24 protein-coding genes are annotated in these 20,363 nt (G+C 33.7%); 6 read left to right on the top strand and 18 right to left on the bottom strand.

The window, feature by feature from the left end:
* Positions 1-180: 180 nt before the first annotated feature.
* The gene (locus G6O70_RS03780) at positions 181-678 is read left to right on the top strand and encodes a cysteine hydrolase family protein (RefSeq protein ID WP_057870240.1); all 498 of its coding nucleotides are present in this window, start codon (positions 181-183) and stop codon (positions 676-678) included.
* Between the two features lie 434 nt (positions 679-1,112).
* On the opposite strand, the gene G6O70_RS03775 is transcribed toward G6O70_RS03780, so the two are convergent.
* Positions 1,113-1,616 (bottom strand): phosphatidylglycerophosphatase A, encoded by a 504-nt coding sequence (locus G6O70_RS03775; protein WP_057870239.1) that lies wholly within the window; start codon positions 1,614-1,616, stop codon positions 1,113-1,115.
* Positions 1,617-1,851: 235 nt separating this feature from the next.
* Between G6O70_RS03775 and G6O70_RS03770 the strand changes: the two genes are divergently transcribed.
* Positions 1,852-1,989 carry a hypothetical protein gene (locus G6O70_RS03770; RefSeq protein WP_157047978.1) on the top strand — a complete coding sequence of 46 codons (138 nt, stop codon included), beginning with the start codon at positions 1,852-1,854 and terminating at the stop codon, positions 1,987-1,989.
* A gap of 217 nt (positions 1,990-2,206) precedes the next feature.
* On the opposite strand, the gene G6O70_RS03765 is transcribed toward G6O70_RS03770, so the two are convergent.
* Complete coding sequence (locus tag G6O70_RS03765) at positions 2,207-2,518, bottom strand: PRD domain-containing protein (protein WP_233419190.1); 312 nt, start codon at positions 2,516-2,518, stop codon at positions 2,207-2,209.
* Positions 2,519-2,569: 51 nt separating this feature from the next.
* On the opposite strand from G6O70_RS03765, the gene G6O70_RS03760 reads away from it, so the two are divergent.
* Entirely contained in the window at positions 2,570-3,577 is a 1,008-nt protein-coding gene (locus G6O70_RS03760; RefSeq protein WP_219934301.1) for a hypothetical protein, read from the top strand.
* Between the two features lie 491 nt (positions 3,578-4,068).
* On the opposite strand, the gene G6O70_RS03755 is transcribed toward G6O70_RS03760, so the two are convergent.
* The 15 genes from G6O70_RS03755 to coaA form a co-directional block, all read right to left on the bottom strand.
* Positions 4,069-4,614 carry a metallophosphoesterase gene (locus G6O70_RS03755; protein ID WP_057870302.1) on the bottom strand — a complete coding sequence of 182 codons (546 nt, stop codon included), beginning with the start codon at positions 4,612-4,614 and terminating at the stop codon, positions 4,069-4,071.
* A complete protein-coding gene (locus G6O70_RS03750; protein ID WP_258236155.1) occupies positions 4,614-5,777 on the bottom strand; it encodes a site-specific integrase in 1,164 nt (387 codons plus the stop codon). The genes G6O70_RS03755 and G6O70_RS03750 overlap by 1 nt, the downstream gene beginning before the upstream one ends.
* Before the next feature lie 7 nt (positions 5,778-5,784).
* A complete protein-coding gene (locus G6O70_RS03745; RefSeq protein WP_057870300.1) occupies positions 5,785-6,003 on the bottom strand; it encodes a DUF3173 domain-containing protein in 219 nt (72 codons plus the stop codon).
* An 18-nt stretch (positions 6,004-6,021) separates the two neighbouring features.
* Complete coding sequence (locus tag G6O70_RS03740; protein ID WP_057870299.1) at positions 6,022-6,594, bottom strand: hypothetical protein; 573 nt, start codon at positions 6,592-6,594, stop codon at positions 6,022-6,024.
* A 35-nt stretch (positions 6,595-6,629) separates the two neighbouring features.
* Entirely contained in the window at positions 6,630-7,058 is a 429-nt protein-coding gene (locus G6O70_RS03735; protein WP_057870298.1) for a hypothetical protein, read from the bottom strand.
* Positions 7,059-7,640 (bottom strand): hypothetical protein, encoded by a 582-nt coding sequence (locus G6O70_RS03730; protein WP_057870297.1) that lies wholly within the window; start codon positions 7,638-7,640, stop codon positions 7,059-7,061. It lies immediately after the preceding gene.
* A complete protein-coding gene (locus G6O70_RS03725) occupies positions 7,630-8,409 on the bottom strand; it encodes a rolling circle replication-associated protein (protein ID WP_057870296.1) in 780 nt (259 codons plus the stop codon). The genes G6O70_RS03730 and G6O70_RS03725 overlap by 11 nt, the downstream gene beginning before the upstream one ends.
* Positions 8,410-8,622: 213 nt before the next feature.
* Complete coding sequence (locus G6O70_RS03720; RefSeq protein ID WP_057870295.1) at positions 8,623-8,937, bottom strand: hypothetical protein; 315 nt, start codon at positions 8,935-8,937, stop codon at positions 8,623-8,625.
* A 112-nt stretch (positions 8,938-9,049) separates the two neighbouring features.
* A complete protein-coding gene (locus tag G6O70_RS03715) occupies positions 9,050-10,372 on the bottom strand; it encodes a type IV secretory system conjugative DNA transfer family protein (RefSeq protein WP_083481951.1) in 1,323 nt (440 codons plus the stop codon).
* Between the two features lie 224 nt (positions 10,373-10,596).
* Complete coding sequence (locus G6O70_RS03710) at positions 10,597-10,962, bottom strand: hypothetical protein (protein WP_057870293.1); 366 nt, start codon at positions 10,960-10,962, stop codon at positions 10,597-10,599.
* A gap of 12 nt (positions 10,963-10,974) precedes the next feature.
* Positions 10,975-11,187 (bottom strand): hypothetical protein, encoded by a 213-nt coding sequence (locus tag G6O70_RS03705; RefSeq protein ID WP_057870292.1) that lies wholly within the window; start codon positions 11,185-11,187, stop codon positions 10,975-10,977.
* A complete protein-coding gene (locus G6O70_RS03700) occupies positions 11,184-11,519 on the bottom strand; it encodes a hypothetical protein (protein ID WP_057870291.1) in 336 nt (111 codons plus the stop codon). The genes G6O70_RS03705 and G6O70_RS03700 overlap by 4 nt, the downstream gene beginning before the upstream one ends.
* 291 nt (positions 11,520-11,810) lie before the next feature.
* Complete coding sequence (locus G6O70_RS03695) at positions 11,811-12,311, bottom strand: hypothetical protein (protein WP_057870290.1); 501 nt, start codon at positions 12,309-12,311, stop codon at positions 11,811-11,813.
* 118 nt (positions 12,312-12,429) lie between these two features.
* Positions 12,430-13,968: a glutamine-hydrolyzing GMP synthase gene (gene guaA / locus G6O70_RS03690; protein ID WP_187327485.1), complete on the bottom strand. Its 1,539-nt coding sequence runs from the start codon at positions 13,966-13,968 to the stop codon at positions 12,430-12,432.
* A gap of 137 nt (positions 13,969-14,105) precedes the next feature.
* Positions 14,106-15,026, bottom strand: a complete 921-nt coding sequence (coaA, locus tag G6O70_RS03685) for a type I pantothenate kinase (protein ID WP_057870288.1) — start codon at positions 15,024-15,026, stop codon at positions 14,106-14,108.
* 259 nt (positions 15,027-15,285) lie between these two features.
* Between coaA and G6O70_RS03680 the strand changes: the two genes are divergently transcribed.
* A complete protein-coding gene (locus G6O70_RS03680; RefSeq protein ID WP_219934265.1) occupies positions 15,286-15,810 on the top strand; it encodes a helix-turn-helix domain-containing protein in 525 nt (174 codons plus the stop codon).
* A 20-nt stretch (positions 15,811-15,830) separates the two neighbouring features.
* On the top strand, positions 15,831-16,673 hold the full coding sequence (locus tag G6O70_RS03675) for an IS3 family transposase (protein ID WP_219934266.1): 843 nt from the start codon (positions 15,831-15,833) through the stop codon (positions 16,671-16,673).
* Between the two features lie 368 nt (positions 16,674-17,041).
* On the opposite strand, the gene helD is transcribed toward G6O70_RS03675, so the two are convergent.
* Positions 17,042-19,342, bottom strand: a complete 2,301-nt coding sequence (gene helD / locus G6O70_RS03670; RefSeq protein WP_057869327.1) for an RNA polymerase recycling motor HelD — start codon at positions 19,340-19,342, stop codon at positions 17,042-17,044.
* Positions 19,343-19,518: 176 nt separating this feature from the next.
* On the opposite strand from helD, the gene G6O70_RS03665 reads away from it, so the two are divergent.
* Complete coding sequence (locus tag G6O70_RS03665; protein ID WP_057869326.1) at positions 19,519-20,160, top strand: VTT domain-containing protein; 642 nt, start codon at positions 19,519-19,521, stop codon at positions 20,158-20,160.
* The last annotated feature ends 203 nt before the right edge of the window (positions 20,161-20,363 follow it).

The following is a 20,363-nucleotide window of genomic DNA, read 5'->3' as shown; positions in this document are numbered from 1 at the left end:
ATAATTATAATGCAAAAATGTGAAATACGGAAAAAATATTTTATACTCTGTCCTTTCTTCCATTGTTATTTGCATTCATTGCGTAACTAATTATTTCAAAAAGAAAATTGATACTATTTAAATTATGGTACTATCTTAGCTATAATAGATTACAATGACATATGCAAAAGGGGAGATAAAATGGTACTAGCTGATGTTCTACTAATCATTGATTTTCAAAATGGTGTCTGCAAGGGGGCCACGCCTGTTAATAATCTGACTGACTATATACACAGAATTAACAAGCGAATTGAACTGTATCGACAATCTGAAAAACCAATTATCTTTATTCAGCATAATGATGATGAGCTAGTGAAAGGGCAATGGAACTGGTCAATTATAGATGAAATAAATACCAAAGATAATGACTATTACGTCCAAAAAACGCATGCTAATTCTTTTTTCAAGACAAATCTAAAAATTATTTTAGATGAAAATAATGTTACTTCAATAGAAATTTGCGGTGCTCAAACTGAATTCTGTGTTGATACCACTATCAAAATGGCTCATGGCTTGGGATACAAATTACAAATGATTCATGGTGCTGCAGCTACCCTTGATAATAACTATATGGATGCAGAAACAACTAATTCATTTTATGAAAATATCTGGAATCATAGATTTCTAGAATTTGTATAAACCTCAACCTCTCTATTCCATTACCGTTAATGAATTGAGGATGTGGTATAAATTTGAATACTAACATGAAATTGTGTGTATAACACACATAATTTGCTATAAATACTCCAAAATTAGGCTAAAAGTGTTGCCTTATATCACCCATTTTTCAGAATAAATGAAGAAGCCAGACCAAAAAGTAACTTTTGATCTGACTTCAAATCGTTTTACAACACCACTTTGCTTTAAAAAACATAGAGTTAGCAAGATTTCAATATGTCTGAAAAACTAACAGTTCTACCAGACATCCAGCTTGCGATACTTACATTTATCAATCAAAAAACAATCTTGCCTAATAATATTCCTTATTTTCTAATTCTCATAAAAATTCCATCAAGATTAACTTGAAAAGATAGCTCCCTCACATTACTGATCTGATACGAGCCTGTATAAAATCACGCGTGTGCATGAGCAATTTTTGCTCCAGCTGCCGCAGCCACTGCGGCAATAATATCATCTAAAAATGTATTAACACTTCCAGCTGTCGGTGTATCCAATTTTTTGAGAATTCCATGTTTTTCTTTGTCCAGATACCCGAAATTAGTCGTAGCAATTTTGCCATAAATGCCCGAAATTCCACCTTCAGCTATCAATTCATCGACACCAAAAACTCCGCTATCTTTTTCAATAATACTTTGCAATGGCTCGGGTAATTGGTTTTTAGAAGCAAACTGGTCCAGTACGATACCAACCATAGCATTATTTAGTACTTCTCTTTTATGCAAAACATCAACCACAGCCTTTTGAACTTCTTCGAGTGTTAGGTCGAAAATGTAGTTGCGCTGAATATTGTAAGTAATAGATGCAATACCTTCCGCTTCTACTCCTTTAGATGAAAAATAATCTGTTACAAATTTATAAGATGCTTTATCTGGATATTTAAATTTTGGATCATTCATTCTACCTTACCCCTCTCTACCTAGGTTCACACTTTCTATTCTAAAGTAAATACTTACTTTATTCAAAGAAGAATGGGAATTATTGCTGTCAATTGTTTTCTTTTATGTTTTAAAAATTCCACCTCTATACTTTTAGAGTATTCAAAAACGTTCTATTCCATATATCGGGACTGTGCCATACTTTTTACTGTTTTAAATAAACCGAATAACATGTTGATAGAAAAGAAGACTTAGTATGATTACTGATGAAACATATGTCATAAGAATGGAGCGTATGAAACCAGAAAATGCGGTTATTGAAAATAATAAACAATTCAGATATGAACTGAAAACAAAAGAAACACAAAAAAATAGACATTCCCTACTCATCTAAAATATCCATCACGACTATTTTAGAAAGGAAAGAAAATGTCTTTATAGCTAGTTATATAGAAAGCAATCATATAAGAATTGAAGCCGATGCTAAGAAAAAGTCAAAATTATTGTCATGGAGACAATCTATACTTATCCAAAAACTCACTAAAATAATTTCTCCAAATACAGTCTTCGTTGTAGATAATTACCATAATGTTTTCTGTAAATATACTATTTCATTTAATGTTACGTTCCACATGTATAACCAAAAAAGTAAACTCTTCATTGCTTACTTGCAACCCATATTTACGTTGGATAAAGGCACAAATCTGATTAGCAACACGTGTTGCTACAGGATATTTGTTTTGTAGATGCATGGTCATAATATCATCACTGCCATCTAGTTGCCTATCCGTAAAAAGCCGGTTAGCGAAGAACTTAACGTGCGTAATTAAACGCTGGTAACTGATAGAGCCACTTAATAAATCTTTTTTAGCTTGGTATCTTACGAGATTAACTACATCATCAACTAATTCGGTAATTTTCAAACTATCATGGTCTTCATCATTATCTTGTTCGGCATTAATAAGAGGATAGGCATGAAAAAGAAATTGATAATTTGTTTAGTTGTCATGATGAATTTGTTACTCATAGGATGTGGTAAGGGACAAGCTAAACAAGATAGTAGCAAAAATTATGCGACAAGTACAAACAATCAAAATAACAGTCCATATCAAAATTTATCAAAGTCAAAAGCTGAGCAAGTAAAAAAAGCTGATACGGCAGTAAAGAATGTCTTTAATGCTAATGATAAAGCTGAACAAAAAGATGCCAAAACTGACCCCAATGTTGTTAATAGACGACCTGATAATTATGTTGCGCCTATCGTTAGTAAGGCCGAAGATAAAGCAGCAACGGCAATTGCTGAAATCAAAGGCAATGATACGAATACTAAAGATATTCGTAGAGCATATACAGATGTTGTTAATGTAGTAAAAGATAGTAGTTTAATTAATATGCAAACAGTTCGTTCGCATATAGCAGACTTAAAGAATTCAAAATTAGCAACTCATATGGAAAAAGAATATGAACAATCGATGGTTGTTTTAGTTGTTACTCATACAAATTATGCTGAGTCACAAGTGTTAGATATGACAAAACCATTATCGGAAAAGAAATTAAAAGTTGCACAAGCAAAAGCTGCGGCAGCTGCTGCAAGTTCATCATCGGCAAGTGCAGCTGAATCCTCAAATATGGCAAAAATGTCTTCTGAAGAAACACGATCATCATCCGCTTCCCAAGCAACTTCGGCAACACAAGCAACATCAACTACAAGAGCATCAACAAATACAAATACAACACAATCGACAACGAGTCACGCAACACAGGCATCAGCAACACCTGCAAGAAGTGCAGCAGCATCTTATCATGCGGCTGCAAGTTCAACTTATCATGCACCAGCAAAAAGTTCAACTCAAGCAAAGACACCAACAGCAAGTAGCTATCATAATAATACAGTTCCACAAACATCATCAGCATCAATTCAAAGTGGTAATATTACAGGTACAAATACGACAGCTGGACGTAGTATGGATGGTGGATGGTAAAAATAATAATAAAGCTAGTCATTATGACCGGCTTTATTCTTTTATTCAAATAATCAATAGCAAATTGAGCTAAGGAATGTATCAAATCCTTTTGGGTGGGTTTCAAAATCAAATACACCAACATCACCAAAAAACTTACCATAACATATGGAGTATGCTTACAGTTACATAGCTTTCAGTCATGAAATTTAAATTACTTGTTTCATAAAAAAAGTACCAAAAATCATTTGAAAATGATATTAGTACTTTTTTTGGTACTCACAATCCCGATTTAAGTCGGAACAAGTGAGACTCGTATTTGATTGTTCAGAGCAACTTAGCGCTTTTCAGAATTATTTAATTTGTTGATTTATACTAGTTTTATTCCCACTCAATCATTTAAGAAATTAATTACAATTGAAATACTGATATAACAACATTTTAGTCCCTAACAGTAAACTAAAATATATCTTGTTTAATAAGGATTGTTTGCAAATTGTTAGCTCTTCTATTTAGTAAAATAATATTTCCTGTTCTTCAATTTTTTCCAATACTTTATCAATACTTAAAGGAGCAAATCCAATTCTATCTACACCAACATTCAATGCCCTTGGCCCCAAAGTACTATCGAAGTATTCTATTCTTTTATCATGAACATGCCCATAAAGCAGAATAGAATTGTTATAATATTGAGCCCACTCAAGAATTGGATAATGAAACAACACTATTTCCTTTCTTTTGTAATAAAAGCTATAGTAATCTTTAATCCATTCAAAATTATTTAAATTAAATGCAGAATCATTTAAATATTGCTCATGATTTCCCTTAATTAAATATTTTTTTCCTCTTAACTTTTTCAATATTTCATTTGCTTTTTCTGCAGAACCTCGATACATAAAATCTCCCAATATATAGACTTCATCTTCTGAAGATTGCACCCGTTCATTCCAAAGTTTAACCATCTCATCATTCATTTCTAAAACATTCTTAAATGGACGATTACTAAATGAAATGATATCCGCATGACAAAAATGCATATCCGCAATAAAATATTTCATCACAAATCACTTCCTTTTAGATATTCATTTCCGTTAAATGTTTTTCTTTTTGCATTCTTATTAAACTTTACACCATCAAGTATTCCAACAATTCTATCAGCGACTTCACGATTTACATTAGGATATAGGTGACTGTACACCCCCAAAGTGGTCTTGATATCAGAATGTCCGAGCCTACTTTGAACAACCAAAGCATTTTCGCCCATAGCAATCAACATTGAAGCGTGTGAATGTCTCAAAGCATGAACCTTAATTCGATGTACACCAGCCATTTCGGCATGATGTTCTATCATATGCCTTGCTGTACTCCGATTAGTTGGACTTCCATTATAGCTTAATACAAAATCAGTACTACCAATATTCTTTTCTTGAACTACTTTCCAATCTGCCAACATTTTAGCAGTATCATGGTCAATAGCTATTGTACGAATACTTGCACTTGTTTTTGGTTCTCCAATATAATATTCATCAGCATTTTTATAATACATTGACTTATTAACGTGAACAATACAATTTTGTATATCTATGTCTTGCCACGTTAAAGCTTGAGCCTCTCCAAATCTTAAACCAGTCATATAGAGAAAATCTATCAATACTTTTGAAAAAAAATCATAATATTGATTATCGTCAAAAGTAGCAAAGACCTTTCTAAATTCCTCAATAGTCCAAAAATCTACTTTCCTTTTTATCTTTTTCACATTTCCTACTTGCCTTGCTGGATTCTTTTGCAGCATACCAAGTTTTTTTGCCAAATCTAAAACCTGTTCTAACAAACCAAAAATCAACCTTATATATCCATTGCTAAATCCTTGCTCTGAAAGATTATTCTGCCATTTTTTCAAATAAGCCAAAGAAATATCTTTTAATTTTCTATTGTTAAAGTATCTAAACTGTTTATCCATTATTAATTTTCTATTATCAAAAGTACTTTTTCTAACCGAACGCTTATAATCAGACAAAAAATAGTCTTCATAAAATACTTCAAAACTCATTGAACTATTTTTATTTATTCCACTTTCAGAACGATTGTTCATAAATTCATCATAGGCTTGTTTTGCTTCTTTTTGTGTACTAAACCCTCGCTTAAAGTGTTGAACTCTTTTTCCATTTTCGTCAAAACCAAGGTTCGCGACAAAATAAAATTTTCCTGTTTTCTTATTCAAATAAACATTACTTACTCGTGGCATCAACTAACTCTCCTTTTTCATCTGCTATGCATATGCCTAATACCTCTTCTACAGCCTTAACAGGAACTCTACCGAGCCTTTTACTTGTATAGTATCCAAAGCCCTTAGAAACCATTAATCGCTTAGAACGCCTTATAATGTCCGCTGATTGACTTGGTCCAAATCCAATAGCAATTAATTCTTTTTTTGTTAGTGTCAACATCTACTATTACACCCACTTTCAACTATCAAATTCTTTTATTTCTGTAACTCTCGTTGTTTGACGAATTGTAAAATCACTATTTCCTAAAGGTTCTAAAATGAAAAATGCTGGCAATCCTATTCTTACGTCCAAAAATAACACTCTTATACTTTGAGAATCTTTACGTAAGTTATTTTGCTCATTTTTTCTAATCATAAAAATTTCTTCTTTATCAAATTGAATTAAATATTTACTTCCCGACTCTGTGCTTACTAAATACTTTCCTGATTTTATTTGTTTGTTCAATTCAAATAGGTTTTGACCTCTTTTTATTCTTTTAATTCTCTCTTTTTCTAACCCCCCCAATGCGTCAAGAAAAGTTTCAATACGTCTTTTCCAATAAACAAGTCTATCTGTTTTTTCTACCATTCTCACAATGAACTTTTCTTCAACATGCTTATATAACATTTTTTGTGCAAAAATATCATATCTGTTTGAAGAGTACCCTAGTACACCATAATCACTAACAACAATAGTTCCTATCAACAATTGATTACTTGTTTTAAATTCAACAACATCTCCAACAACATAACAATTTGCACCAAGTTCCATTACTTTTTATATTCCCCTTTATTGTTGTAAAAAATTTATAGCATTAAGATATTTATTTCTTCTTTAAAAATAAATTTTAGCCTTGCAATTTTAACTATTCTTGCAAATTCATTTGTTTTCAACCATTCGAGAAAATCATCAAAGCCAGATTCAATTCGGCATTCACTTCGACATTCAGCCTGATATTCTCCGTATGTTGACTTAACAACACCCTCAACAATTTCCTCTGGGAATAGACTTTTCAAGTCTTCCTTTGTGCAATCTGTATCTTCCAAAACACCATGCAAGTACGCTACGGCAATTAGTTTGTCTTCATCAATGTTTGAATGAATATCTTCTTTTACCAATTCAACTACATTACTAAGATATTCAATAAATGTGAGCTTTCCAACAAACATCTCCCCCTCATAATATTTACTAGCAACTCTCAAAGCTTTTTCTGAAAAACTTTCTTCATTATTCAATTAAATCACCTTCTTATTTTCTAAAAAGTAAACATCTTTCCAATACTTCTCTTTAGCAGAATCATTTATCTGTAACAAAGATTGTTTATAAATAAAATCACCAATTTTTATTACTCGCGCCCAATCATTAACCTTCAATCTTCTTAAATAAACTCTATCCGTTTCTTCTTTCTTTTTTGTAAGAGCAACGACGGCTGCTACAATTTCTTTTGAAAATTCAATTTCTAATTTTTCTAGGGAACAACCTTTTGTTAAAATATCCTGTAGATATACCACAGCAGATAATTCTTCAAGTTCTGAAACACAAGATACATAATTTGCGACAATAATCAGTTCATTTATAGAATCTTCGTGATATTCGATAGAAAAATCCATAGCTTTTCTAGATAAGCTTTTTTGTTTTGGCATTGAATAAATTGAACTTTCAGGAATATGTTTTATATAACCATCATTATGCTTAACATCATAAAAAGTATTTCCACCATAGGAATCAATATTCCTAATAATTCCTGTTATCAATTCAGAAAATTCATTTATAACAGCTACTTTTTCGTTCTGTTTAAATCTTGACCTAGTTATCATCACTGCATTTCCCCTTATTTCGTATTTTTCGATAATGAACAGGGTTATTTACTAATTTTCCTTCAACGTAAACTTTAGAAAAATAATCACTTTCATAAACAATCAATTCTTTATCAAATTCAAGTGGTTTAACAGAAAATATTTTTACTTCTTCCGGTATTTTTAAATTTCTTGAACGTAGATACGCTTTTTTACCAACAGAATATAATAGCTCCTGACCGAGAGACTTCTCCATGTACTTGACGCAATATCGGCCACAATTGCTTACATCATCTAGCTTATTCAATTTATTAATTCTCACTCCCCCAAGACCCCAAATCTTCAAAAGTTTTTTATGCTCAATAAAGGGAACTGAAAAAAATAAACAGTGTGCATGGTATGCCCCTCTTTTCTGAGTTTCCAAAGTAGCAACATACTTTAGTGTCGCCTTTTTAGTCCCAAACACTTGATAATTAAGCCTCTTAATAAATTTCATAAATTGTTCGGTAAATTTATCACGTTCAAATTTTTCTTTCGTCGTTAACGTTATAAATGAGGTTCTTGAATCCCAATTTGTTTCAATTAATCTCATCAATTCCCATTTACATTCTTGCCTATGACGTTGCAAACGAATTAATTTTTCTTTCTGTTCTTCTTTAGACAATTCTTCAAAAGAACGACGCTTCTTTACATCATCTCTATCTTGCTCTTTTCGTCCCTGACCAATTGGCTTAGAATATGTCCAAATCTCTGTGAAGGTATCCGAGAATTTTATCTTCTCGTTATACAAGGAATCACCCCACAATATATTTAAAAATTAATGTTTGCAATTTGATTTTTCTCATTAAGTTGGTTTATATAATAAATAAACATAGAAGAAAAATAAATTTTTCTTCTAACTACTAAAGCATGGAAATTTTTTTAGGGACGTTCCACTTGCGCTTTGTCGTCCCGACAGCGCACCCCTTTCAAAAATTTTCCATGCTAAGTAGTTTGAATCAATCTATTTGGCTATAATATCATCAGCCGAGAACCAAAGTCGTCCTTTATATTGACCCATTGAAAAATTTTTAAAAGTTACAGGTTTAGGACCTTTACTCAATTCTTCAATCTTCAAAGACGGAGTTAATGTCTTAATCTTTACTGCGAAAGAGCTATAATAGAATTCAGACTTAGGGTCTTGAATATTTATAAAGAAAGAATACCCAACCTTTTTTTCTTTATCCTCAAAATCAAAAATTTCTTCTGCTTGTACGGCAAGGAATGCATCTCCCAATAATTTGGGTTCTAAGAAACTATCTACTTCGAATTTTTTCATACTTTAAATTACCTCTTTCAATTTAATTTTTGTTTTAATAATCAGCAAAATCCGCTGATTTGCAACAGTTTTAGAAAGTAAGATTAAAGAACAATCTTACTTCCAAAACCGTTTATTCTGAAAAATATTTGTCTGCTGTTTTATACTTTAACAGCTCATCAATGAAGTTAAACTTTGTGGTATCAACGAAAGGACTTTCCCAATATTCTGCTCCCTTTTTTTCAGTCGATTCAACATAGATTAAACCAGAACCTTTTACACTTACATCAGGTAACGAAGCTGGCATGTGTGCATTAAAAATCATCCTTAATCCATCTGGACTGTTGTTTCCAAGTGCTATTCTCAAACCGAGATTATCACGCAAATCAGAATTCAAGGTTTCCGCACGCATTTGCTGAGCTGCAACTAAAATGAAACACCCGGCTTGTCGTCCTAATAAAATAATCTGTTTAATATTTGACATAACTTCATCTACAATCTTTTTCCCCTCTTTGTCTGTAGCACTAGCTTGGAAAGCTCCCATTTCATCAAAAATTAACCATAAAGGGTTAAAACCATGGTCAACAAAATTTGAACCATATTTAAAATTCAGAGGGTCGTTCATAATTGAATACCTCTCTTCCATTTCTTCAACCGCAAGTCTAGTAATTCTAGCAATATTATTTGGTGTTACAGCCACATGGTCATCAAGGTAATGTGACAGATTACCAAGGTCCGAGTTCTTGGGGTCTGCAATATATATGATTGAATGCCTTCTCATGAGCTCAATCAGAAAGAAACTTATATAAATTGTTTTACCTGAACCAGTTCCACCACCTATTAATACATGCGGTGTCTTGATAGGGTTATAGACAACGCCATAACCCAAATCAATGTTCATATCATCAGTAAATTCAGGTTCTTCCGTAGCAGTTACAACCAGTCTTTCAGGTTTGACAAGAGTAAAAACATAATCAACGCTTTGTGTATCAATTCTTTTTTCGGGCAAAATACCAAATAAACTTGCTAAAGATTTTTCTAAGTTTTCTAACTGATTGATTAACGTAGGGTTATTACTCTTCAAAAACCTAACTAGCAACTCACTAGAATTTTCTTCATAAACAACAACAGTGCTTTCATCTAAGTCCGCTTCTTGAATAAAATTTAAAAGTTTGTAATCAGTCTCATATTCATATCTGAAGAAATGGCGTAGATTTTTAAAATATTTATACTGTTTAAATAAAATAGGAATCCCTGTTACAGATACAACAATTTCCGCAAGCCAATTTCCTGAAATGAATCCAACAGCTATCCAAAATGTTAGAAAAAAGCTCAAAATACGCTGATTAAATTTTAAGATATCTATATAATCAACGAATGCGTTAGGTAGTAAAGGAGAAACTACAATAGGTTCTCCACGTACTCGAGCACGTCGTTCTCTTAAAAGTTGCCACATAATTTTCCCCCCTCTAATTGAACCAAGACTTAACATAGGCTATTAAATTTGAGAACCTCCGTTTTATCGTGTACCAAGAGCTAATAAATAACGCCAGCAGTCCAAAAAGAGCTATAAATAAAGCGACAATTTCATAAGTTCTTAATAATCCAGCTAAAATAAACAAAATCAAGCCTATTATCAGTAGAATATTTTCCTTAAATTTATTTGAAGTATGCATATTTTTAATACCCCTCTTTTACAATAATTAAATCAAGCTTATTTTTAAATTCTTCTAGATGTTCCAGAACTCCCAAATAATCCTTAATATCAAGCGTTTTGACAAAAAGTAAGTCATTCTTTTTAACATAATTAAAGATAAAAAATTGCAGAGTATTATGTGGATTAGGAACTACCAATAAATTTTCATCTGTAAAAGGAACGTTATCAAAGTAAAAAAAATCGAAACCTCCTTCATTCATTTCCGTTATTCTATCAAGTACTTGCAACTTTTTCTTTGACATCTTCTTAGATAAATACACCAATTCATCATTGTAAAAGCTTGTAAATAACGTATCTTTAAACCAACATAAACATTGATTTTCTAACATCCTATTTACCTCCTATTGATTTCTTTTGTTTTCAAAAAATTGTTCTATCAAAGCAGGAATACTTATTAGCAACGTGATTAAAATAACCCCTGCAAAAAGTTTTAAAGAATAAAAAGCTTGAAAAGTATGCCAATGCCAATCTATTGTGAAGCCAAAAAGAATACTCATGATAACTGCTAGTGAAATATAAGCACTAGCAAAATATGAATTTAAATATTTCATCATTCTTCTTCTCCTTTATGTTTTTCTTCCTCAGTTTTAATTGAAAATGAACTGATTCGTTTTTCTTTAAATCCTTTCTTATCTTTCAAATAATCTATTAGTTTTTCCCCGTCTTCATCTTCAGAATTTAAAGAATAAACAAAAATATCGTATAATCTATCAATAAAAACACCTTGCACAATCCCTTTATATTCACCTATAGCAGAATAAAAATTTTGCTTATCTTCTGCACTCACAGAATCATACTTTTTCGCAATTAATTTCTTTTCACAAATTCCTAACCTTACTTGACGTAAAGGCTCCAAAACATTATTTTTAAACTCTAAATTATCCATGATTCATTCCTCCAATTTAAAATTCCCAATTTTCACGGTTAATTTCTTCCCATTCCTTTGAATCCTCAATTGCCTGCCAAACTGCTTCTTTCCCTTCCTCTCTTTCAATTTCTTCTAATTCTTCTAAAAACATCAAATCGCCTCCTAGCCTCTTTTAGTCACTATTTTTCCTCCTCTTTTTGTATATTAGCACGTTGGACTATATCAGTCAATATGTTTCCTCCTTTTTTTGTCAATTAAAATTTTAAAAAAAATAAGCCTTTAAGACTTATTAAAATAAATTCAAATCATTTATTTCTCATATGAAATCTTATCTAGGCTATTTATTATATTTCCTGCAAAAGATTTAATGTTCTCTTTCTCTTCATCGGTATTAGCTTTACTTAAATGTTTTTCTTCAAAAAATTCAATCATTTCTCTAATTGTTTTTGGTTCTTTTTTTTGCAATTCAAATAGTGCTATCTTTAAAATATATTTAATAACAACTCCATAAGTCACTGAACGAGAATCTAAACATTTTGGTAAAATCTTTTTTAAATACTCTATATCATTACTTGTATCTTTAGAAACATCAAACTTTGGTCTTAATGAGCTTGAAACAATATTTTTCTTATTCCGTTTTACAATAATATCTTTCCAAGATACATCATTCCATAATGCCCTATTGTCACTTATGGCTTTCATTAAAACATCACTTTTTGAAAAATGAATACCTTCTTTTGTTTCATAAATATCTTTTAAATTTTCTAAAATTTCAGCAGTTTCGTAAGAAATTCTAACTTGATATTCCACACTTAACACCTCTTTACTATTATTTAAAAATCTTAAAATTATTGTTAGCTCTTTGTTAGCTCTGACTTCAAAAATAGCTTAGAAAGCCTTATATAAGCTAACTAAGCTAAGCTATTTACTATTCCCACTCAATCGTTGCCGGTGGCTTCGACGTAATATCGTACACTATGCGGTTAACGTGATCGACCTCGTTAACGATTCGAACTGAGATTGCTTGTAAGACATCCCATGGAATCTTAGCAAAATCAGCAGTCATCCCATCAATCGAAGTAACTGCACGAATTCCAACCGTATAATCGTAAGTCCGACCATCACCCATGACACCAACACTGCGGATACCAGGAAGTACCGTGAAGTACTGCCAGATTTCTCTATCAAGACCATGATTAGCGATTTCTTCACGTAGAATCAAGTCACTATCACGAACAATTTTAAGTTTTTCTTCTGTAATTTCACCAATCACGCGAATTCCAAGACCAGGTCCTGGGAATGGTTGACGCCAGACAAGATCAGACGACATTCCAAGTCTTTCACCTAATTCACGAACTTCATCCTTGAATAATGTCCTTAAGGGTTCAATTAACTGGAATTGAACATCTTCTGGCAGGCCACCAACATTGTGATGTGACTTGATTGTTTGTGCTGTATCTGTTCCCGATTCAATTACATCGGTATAAAGTGTTCCTTGTGCTAAATAATCAATTCCATCTAACTTAGCAGCTTCATCATCAAAGACACGAATAAATTCGTTACCAATGATCTTACGTTTCTTTTCAGGATCAGAAACACCAGCTAACTTATCCATGAAGCGCTTTTTAGCATCTACTTGAATAATGTTCAGCCCGAATTTACCTTCAAGGCTTGCCATAACCTGTTCAACTTCACCCTTACGCAACAGTCCGTGATCTACGAAGATACTTGTCAGCTGTGTTCCAATTGCTTTATGCAACAAGACACCCACAACTGATGAATCAACACCACCTGACAAACCAAGCAGAACCTTCTTATCACCAACAGTTTCACGAATTTTATCAATCTGCATATCAATGAAATCATCCATTGACCAGTTGTCACGTGCCTTACAGATATCAAAGGCAAAATGACGCAAGATATCATTACCGTGTTCTGTGTTACGGACTTCTGGATGGAACTGTAAACCGTAGAACTTCTTCTCATCATTTGACATTGCAGAGATTGGGCAATTAGCACTTGTCGCAGCAATCCTGAATCCTTCAGGGACACTTGTTACTAGGTCACCATGACTCATCCATACCGTCTGCGTAGCTGGTAATCCCTTGAACATTGGTTCGTCAGCGGATGCTACATGAATATCAGCCTTGCCATATTCCTTGTTATTAGCACTTTCCACCTTACCATTAAGCTCATTTGCCATTAACTGCATCCCATAACAAATTCCTAAAACAGGGATTCCGAGTTCAAAAATCTCAGGATCCACATGGAAAGCATTCTCATCATAAACACTATTAGGCCCACCAGAGAAAATAATTCCCTTAGGTGCCATTTTCTTAATCTCAGCAGCTGTCAAATTATGTGATAGCAATTCTGAATAGATACCGAACTCACGAATTCGGCGGGTAATCAATTGATTATACTGGCTCCCAAAGTCAAGCACAATAATCTTGTCAAAAGCCTGCATGTCAACATTAGTCAAGAAGGTTCACCTCGTCTTCAAATTTTGGAACGTTTACTACTTTTATTCTACCGATTAGAGCTTTAAGGGTCAAATTAATTTCAATCAATTTCTAGTAAATTCCGGACAATTTTTAGTGTTTTCTAATATTTACGCAAAAAAAGTTCGTTTACTAGATGATTTTGTGTTTTGTGTAAGATTAAATCTGCGCGATTCCTTGTTGGTAAGATATATTCACGTAAATTTGGTCTATTTATTGTAAGCCAAACTCGTCTAGCCATCCTAGTCGCCTTAGTTCGATCTCCAATCGCATATGGATAATAATAATTAGAAGGATCCTGAAATGCCGTATCTAACAATGTCTCAAACCGCTCAAGATACCAGCCTTGAATCAGATCTTCATGCGCATCTACGTAGATAGAAAAGTCAAAGAAGTCACTGACATATAGTTGCTGATTACTTGGTAACTGTAACACGTTAATTCCTTCAACAATCAAAATATCCGGATTGTCCACAACATCAAATTCATCAGGAACTATATCATAGACCTTGTGCGAATACCTTGGTGCCTTAGCAGGTAAACCATTTTTCACATCATTGGTAAATGTCAGCAACCGTCCCATATCATAACTTTCAGGAAAACCTTTGCGTTGCATTATTTGGCGTCTCTTCAACTCCTTATTCGGATACAAGAAACCATCAGTCGTAATTAACTGCACCTTTTTCTCAGGATATGTTGCACTCAACAGAGTCTGCAACAATCTAGCCGTTGTGCTCTTACCCACTGCAACACTTCCCGCAATCCCTAGAATAAAGGGGACTTTGTGTGCTTCAATTCCTAAAAACTCTGCTTGCTGCTTCATTAACTCTTGTCGTGATTTCATATGGATTCCTAACAAATGCACCAACGGCTGATAAATATCTTGCACATCAGCTAATGAGATACGGTCATTGACAGATTTAATCCGTGATAATTCCTTTGCAGATAAGGAAACCTGATATTTTTGGTACAAGTTCCGCCATTCATCACGCGGAATCTTGTAATAATTCATCTGATTATACATTACTACTCCCTACATCGTCATTAAATTAAGGTTATTATAGCATTTTACTGGTTTAATATCAGACTTTATTTATAAGAGTGTGATTCAAGTTGAGAGATTTCGAGTACTAGCGAAAAATTACGAATATAGCCTGACTTTGGCTATAAGTAGTTCAAAGCAAGACGGAGGAAACTGACTTGATGAACACGTTTAAGAGTGTGATTCAAGTGAAGTGCCTTACAAAACTTGGACATGTAAATCAAGTTTTGGAGGTGCTTTTTTGACACGTAATTATACCTACAGCTTTAAGTTGAAAGTAGTTAAAGAATATTTAAATGGTGAAAATTCACTCCACACACTGTGTCTGAAATATAAGATGCCGAGTGATACTCCGTTAGTAATTTGGGTGTCGCGTTATAAAGCTTTTGGCCCTACCGGTCTTAAACAGCTTAAACGCCGACACTATTCTAATGATTTCAAGGTAGCGGTTATTACCTATTACTTGAACCATTCTACCAGTATTCAAAAAACAGCCATCCACTTTGATATCAGCCACACAGTCGTTTATAATTGGCTTAAATTAATGCGGCAATTTGGAATTAAAGCCGTAATTTCATCTAAGATAGGACGACCCAAGATGGTTAAGAAAAAGAAAGAAACATCCAAGAAAAAGACCGAACAACAGTTAATAGAGAGACAACAAAAACAAATCAGACATTTAGAACAGGAACTTTCCTATACTAAAATTGAGAATGTTTATCTAAAAAAATTGGATGCCGTAATTCGAAACAAAAAACAGCACTAAAAGTTAAAACAATTAACGAATTGCGGCGTGATTATCCCTTTATTACGCTCTTAAAAGTTGCGGGACTTGCGCGTTCGACGTATTACTATCATTTAGCTTGTCTAAACCGGCCTGATAAATATCGTCAGGTTAAACAAATTATTCGGCAAGAATTTGCCCGCTCTCATCAAACTTATGGTTATCGTCGCATGAGATTTGTTTTAAAACAGCATCATGTTAAACTTTGTCTAGAAACTGTTCGTAAAATTATGTTTTCTATGGGTCTGAAAGTTACTCTTTTTTCAAAACATTCTGGGCGGTACAACTCATATCATGGTCATGTTGGACAGGTGGTACCTAACTTGCTCAAGCAACAATTCAAGGCCCATAAACCATATACTGTTTTGCATACTGACGTCAGTCAGTTTAAACTTACGTGTGGAAAATGGGGTTATATTTCGACAGTTATTGATGAGGCTAGTAATGAAGTTTTAGCCGCTAAAGTTAGTTCAACACCCAATCGTGTTTTAATCGATCAAACCCTTGAGACAGTCATTAAAAAGATTCCCGCAACAACTAAACCAATTCTACACTCTGATCAAGGATGGCAATATCAAATGACCAATTATCAAGCTAAACTAAGACATCATCATTTCATTCAAAGCATGTCTCGTAAGGGAAATTGTTTAGACAATGCCCCAGTTGAGAGCTTTTTCAGTATGCTTAAACGTGAATGTTTAAGGCGCATTAAGGTTACTTCGCTCAGTGAACTAAGTACATTAGTGGAACATTATGTTGCTTGGTATAATAACCAGCGAATTTCACTTAAGCGTCACGGATTAACTCCAGTCGAATATCGTAAACAGTATCTAACTAATAATTAAAACAAACATGTCCAACTTTTTTAAGGCAGTACAAAGTCGGGAAGTTTCGAGTACTAGCGAAGAATTACGAATATAGCCTGGCTTTAGCTATAAGTAATTCAAAGCTAGACGGAGAAAACTGACTTGAGGAACACATTTAAGAGTGTGATTCAAGTCGGGAAGTTTCGAGTACTAGCGAAGAATTACGAATATAGCCTGGCTTTGGCTATGGACATTAACTAAACACTAAAAAAGGAGGATGTGCCAAAAATTAAATTTTGACCCATCCTCGCTAATTATCCCGTATAAATGTGTTCTATAAGTCAAAATTCTCCATCTCACTTCAAATTTTCCCGACTTACGTCACACTCTCTTTAATATCTTAATGTTTAATCCTCAATTAATTTATAAGAATCGGTAGAAACTCGCTCAAACAAGTGTGACAACTCATTTAATGCAACAATATTCAATCTGTGCATCGCTCTTGAACAAATCGTATACACCAGCTGACGTTCGTCTTCATCGTGATAATTTCGTTCATTAGCATCCCACATTATTACTGCATCAAATTCCAGACCCTTTGCCAAGAAAGCAGGAACTATGATGTTACCAGTAGCCAAGCGCTGATTTTCAGTCTTAATTAATGTTATCTTGATACCTCTTGCCTGTAATTCAGCTGTAAGCTTCTGGCATTGTGCTAAAGTCTTACCAATGATTGCTGTTGTCTTCTTATCTTCATCGTTATGTTGCAATTGCGCTACTACTTTTTCAATCATTCGTTTCTCATCACTAAACACTTGCAATTCTGGCAAATCTCCCTTGCGTTCGAATGATTCAACAGATGCTCCACTAAGCAAAACTTGTTTTGTAAATTCGGTGATTTGCTTGGTTGAACGGTATGATTTTGTAAGCTGAACAACTTTGATTCCATCTTTAGGGAAGAGTTTACTCATTTCTTCTAATAAGGTATAGCTTTCCTTTTTCGTAAAAATAGCCTGATTCAAATCTCCTAGTACGGTAAAACGAGCCCGCGGAAAGCTTGTTTTTAGGCACGCCAACTGATAAGGTGTGTAATCTTGAATTTCATCAATAAAAACATGCCGAATCTCTAATTCTCCTCGTTTACCAGTAATTAGGTCATATAGATACAAATATGGGCTAACATCTTCCATCAGCATTTTTTTCTCTTTAACTGCTGTAACCACACGCCCTATTTCTTTCTTCCACTGCTCCTCAGCGATCCCTGCTTGTTTCATGTCCAATAAATCAGGAATACTTCTTAAGAAGTGAATATACTGTGCATTGATATTTAAGAAACGGTTACGTTGAATATCTCTTTGAATTTGTCTGTATTGCGCTGTGACATAGCGTCTCGTCAAAAAACGTAATTCAGCATCACCATCTTCAAAATCGCGTGCATGATTTCCATAAAGTTGTGCCAACTCTTCTGGGCTAGATTCCTGAACTGCCTTTTCAACCCATTCTTCCTTGGCGGTCTTATCAACTCGTCTGCCAAGTTGTTTCAATAAACGTTCCCTTGTAGCCTCAAGCCGATTTCTCAAGTGGTAATTTTCATTGAAACTATAATAGATTTTCTCAATATGATCTTTATCGAAGAAAACTTCTCCTCTGAAACGAATATCTTTAAACCGCATTCCCTTTTTTTCAAGGAAATTTCCATATGTGGTTGTTGCATTGAAGAATTGTAGACTGTCTTTCAATTCTTGAACTTTTTTTCCTTCAGGTGTCTTGCTTCGTTCAAAACGCTGTTGCAGTGTCTCAACTTTAAGCTTAGGAAGTCTTCGTTGCGCATATTGATAATATGTCATTTGAATCATATTTTGTTCACCCAAATCAGGTAATACTTGGTCAACATAATCATTAAACAATTGATTAGGCGAGAAAAGAATTACTTGACTTGAAGTTAGATTACCCCTGAAACGATACAGCAAATATGCAATTCGTTGCAAGACTGCCGAAGTTTTCCCCGAACCAGCCGCTCCTTGTACAAACAACAATTGAGCCTTAGTCTCACGAATAATTTGATTCTGTTCTTTCTGGATTGTTGTTACAATACTCTTCATCTTTGTATCAGAAGAATCATCCAGCACATCCAAAAGCATCTGATCACCGACTGCTTCATCCGTATCAAAAACGGTTTGAATTGTAGCATCTTCAACTAAAAATTGCCGCTTTAACTTCACATCGACGTTCTGTGTCCCGTCGGGTGTCTCATAAGAAACTTCACCGATTCCCCCATCGTAATAAACACTGGAGATAGGAGCACGCCAATCATAGATTAAGAAGTTGTCTGGACGGTCACTAAATGATCCTAGGCCAATATAGATGGACTCTTTTTTTGATTCACCCTTTTCTTTAAGGTCAATTCTTGCAAAATATGGTTTCTTTTCTAGTTTCGCTAAGATGTCCAGTCTTCTTGCTGCTAACTTCCAGTTATTTTCGCGCTCTTGCAAAAGTTGCTGTTGTTGTCTGACTGTCATTGCAGTTTCGAACATCCCTGAATAAGATTCCGTCTTAATTCGCAGATTATTAGAAAAGTCTTTTTTAATAGCTTGCGAATCTTTTTTTGCACTTGCAATCTCTTTATGATGTTTTTTCTGAGCAATTTTAATCTTGCTAACCACATCATCCATTCGTTTTTGTTCTTTAGCCTTAATATCAGAATTCATTAATTTCCCCCCAGTTGCCTAAATTCTTGTCATACAATTTTAACACCTTTATCCTTTCCTCACAATTAAGGATGTCTAGCAATTTTTAAAAAAAGCTAAATCTTGAGTAAAATACTAGCTTTTGAATTTGAATTTCGTTAAAATTATCTACAAATTAACTTAAAGGAAGTGATGTCTTGATTAGTAATGTAATCTATTTTTTATCTCACCTTCAGCTTTATTTGCTGCCGCTAGTTGAGACATTAGGCGGTTGGGTATATATTGCACTCTTCGCTATCATTTTTATGGAAACTGGACTTGTAGTGTTCGCCTTTCTTCCTGGGGAGTCACTAGTTTTCTTTGCAAGCACCCTAGCAGCAATTACGGGTTCTTCACTTGACATCAAGATTCTTGTTCCAGTATTCTTCTTTGCCGCTCTGATTGGCGACACTGTCAATTATGAGATTGGCTGCAATCTGCATAAGTTACCGTTCTTTAAAAAATTTATCTCTGGGGATAAACTTGCAAAAGCACAGGCATATTTTGCAAAACATGGTGGTAGAACTGTTATGTTTGGAAGATTCATTCCACTGATAAGAACCTTTATCCCATTAATTTCAGGGAGTGCTCGCATGGATTACAGACGTTTTTGTATCTATAATCTCCTTGGCGTACTAATCTGGGTCTTTCTAGGGTCTTCTCTAGGTTACTTCTTTGGACAATTGAATTTTGTTCAAAACAACTTCTCTGTTATCCTAGTAGCCTTTGGACTAATATCAATTATACCTGGAGCAATTGTTTCACTTTATCGTCTCATAAGAAGTAAACAAGTTATTTAAAAATAGTTTGATTTCAAAATTTATATCATTCCTATGTGACCCTATGTAGCATTTTGGCTTATAGAACACGAACACATTTATCTGAACTAATTAGAGCGGCTGAGGCAAAATTAATTTTTGCTCCAGCTGCTTTTATAGTTTGCAATTATTTCCTATAAATTCAGGTTCACCATTAACAAAAGATTATTCATATTTCAAGTTTG

It is taken from the genome of Liquorilactobacillus hordei DSM 19519 (assembly GCF_019443985.1).
Taxonomy (GTDB): Bacteria; Bacillota; Bacilli; order Lactobacillales; family Lactobacillaceae; genus Liquorilactobacillus; species Liquorilactobacillus hordei.
The sequence above is the reverse complement of the archived record's forward strand: the minus strand, read 5'-3'. Positions and strand labels throughout refer to the sequence as shown.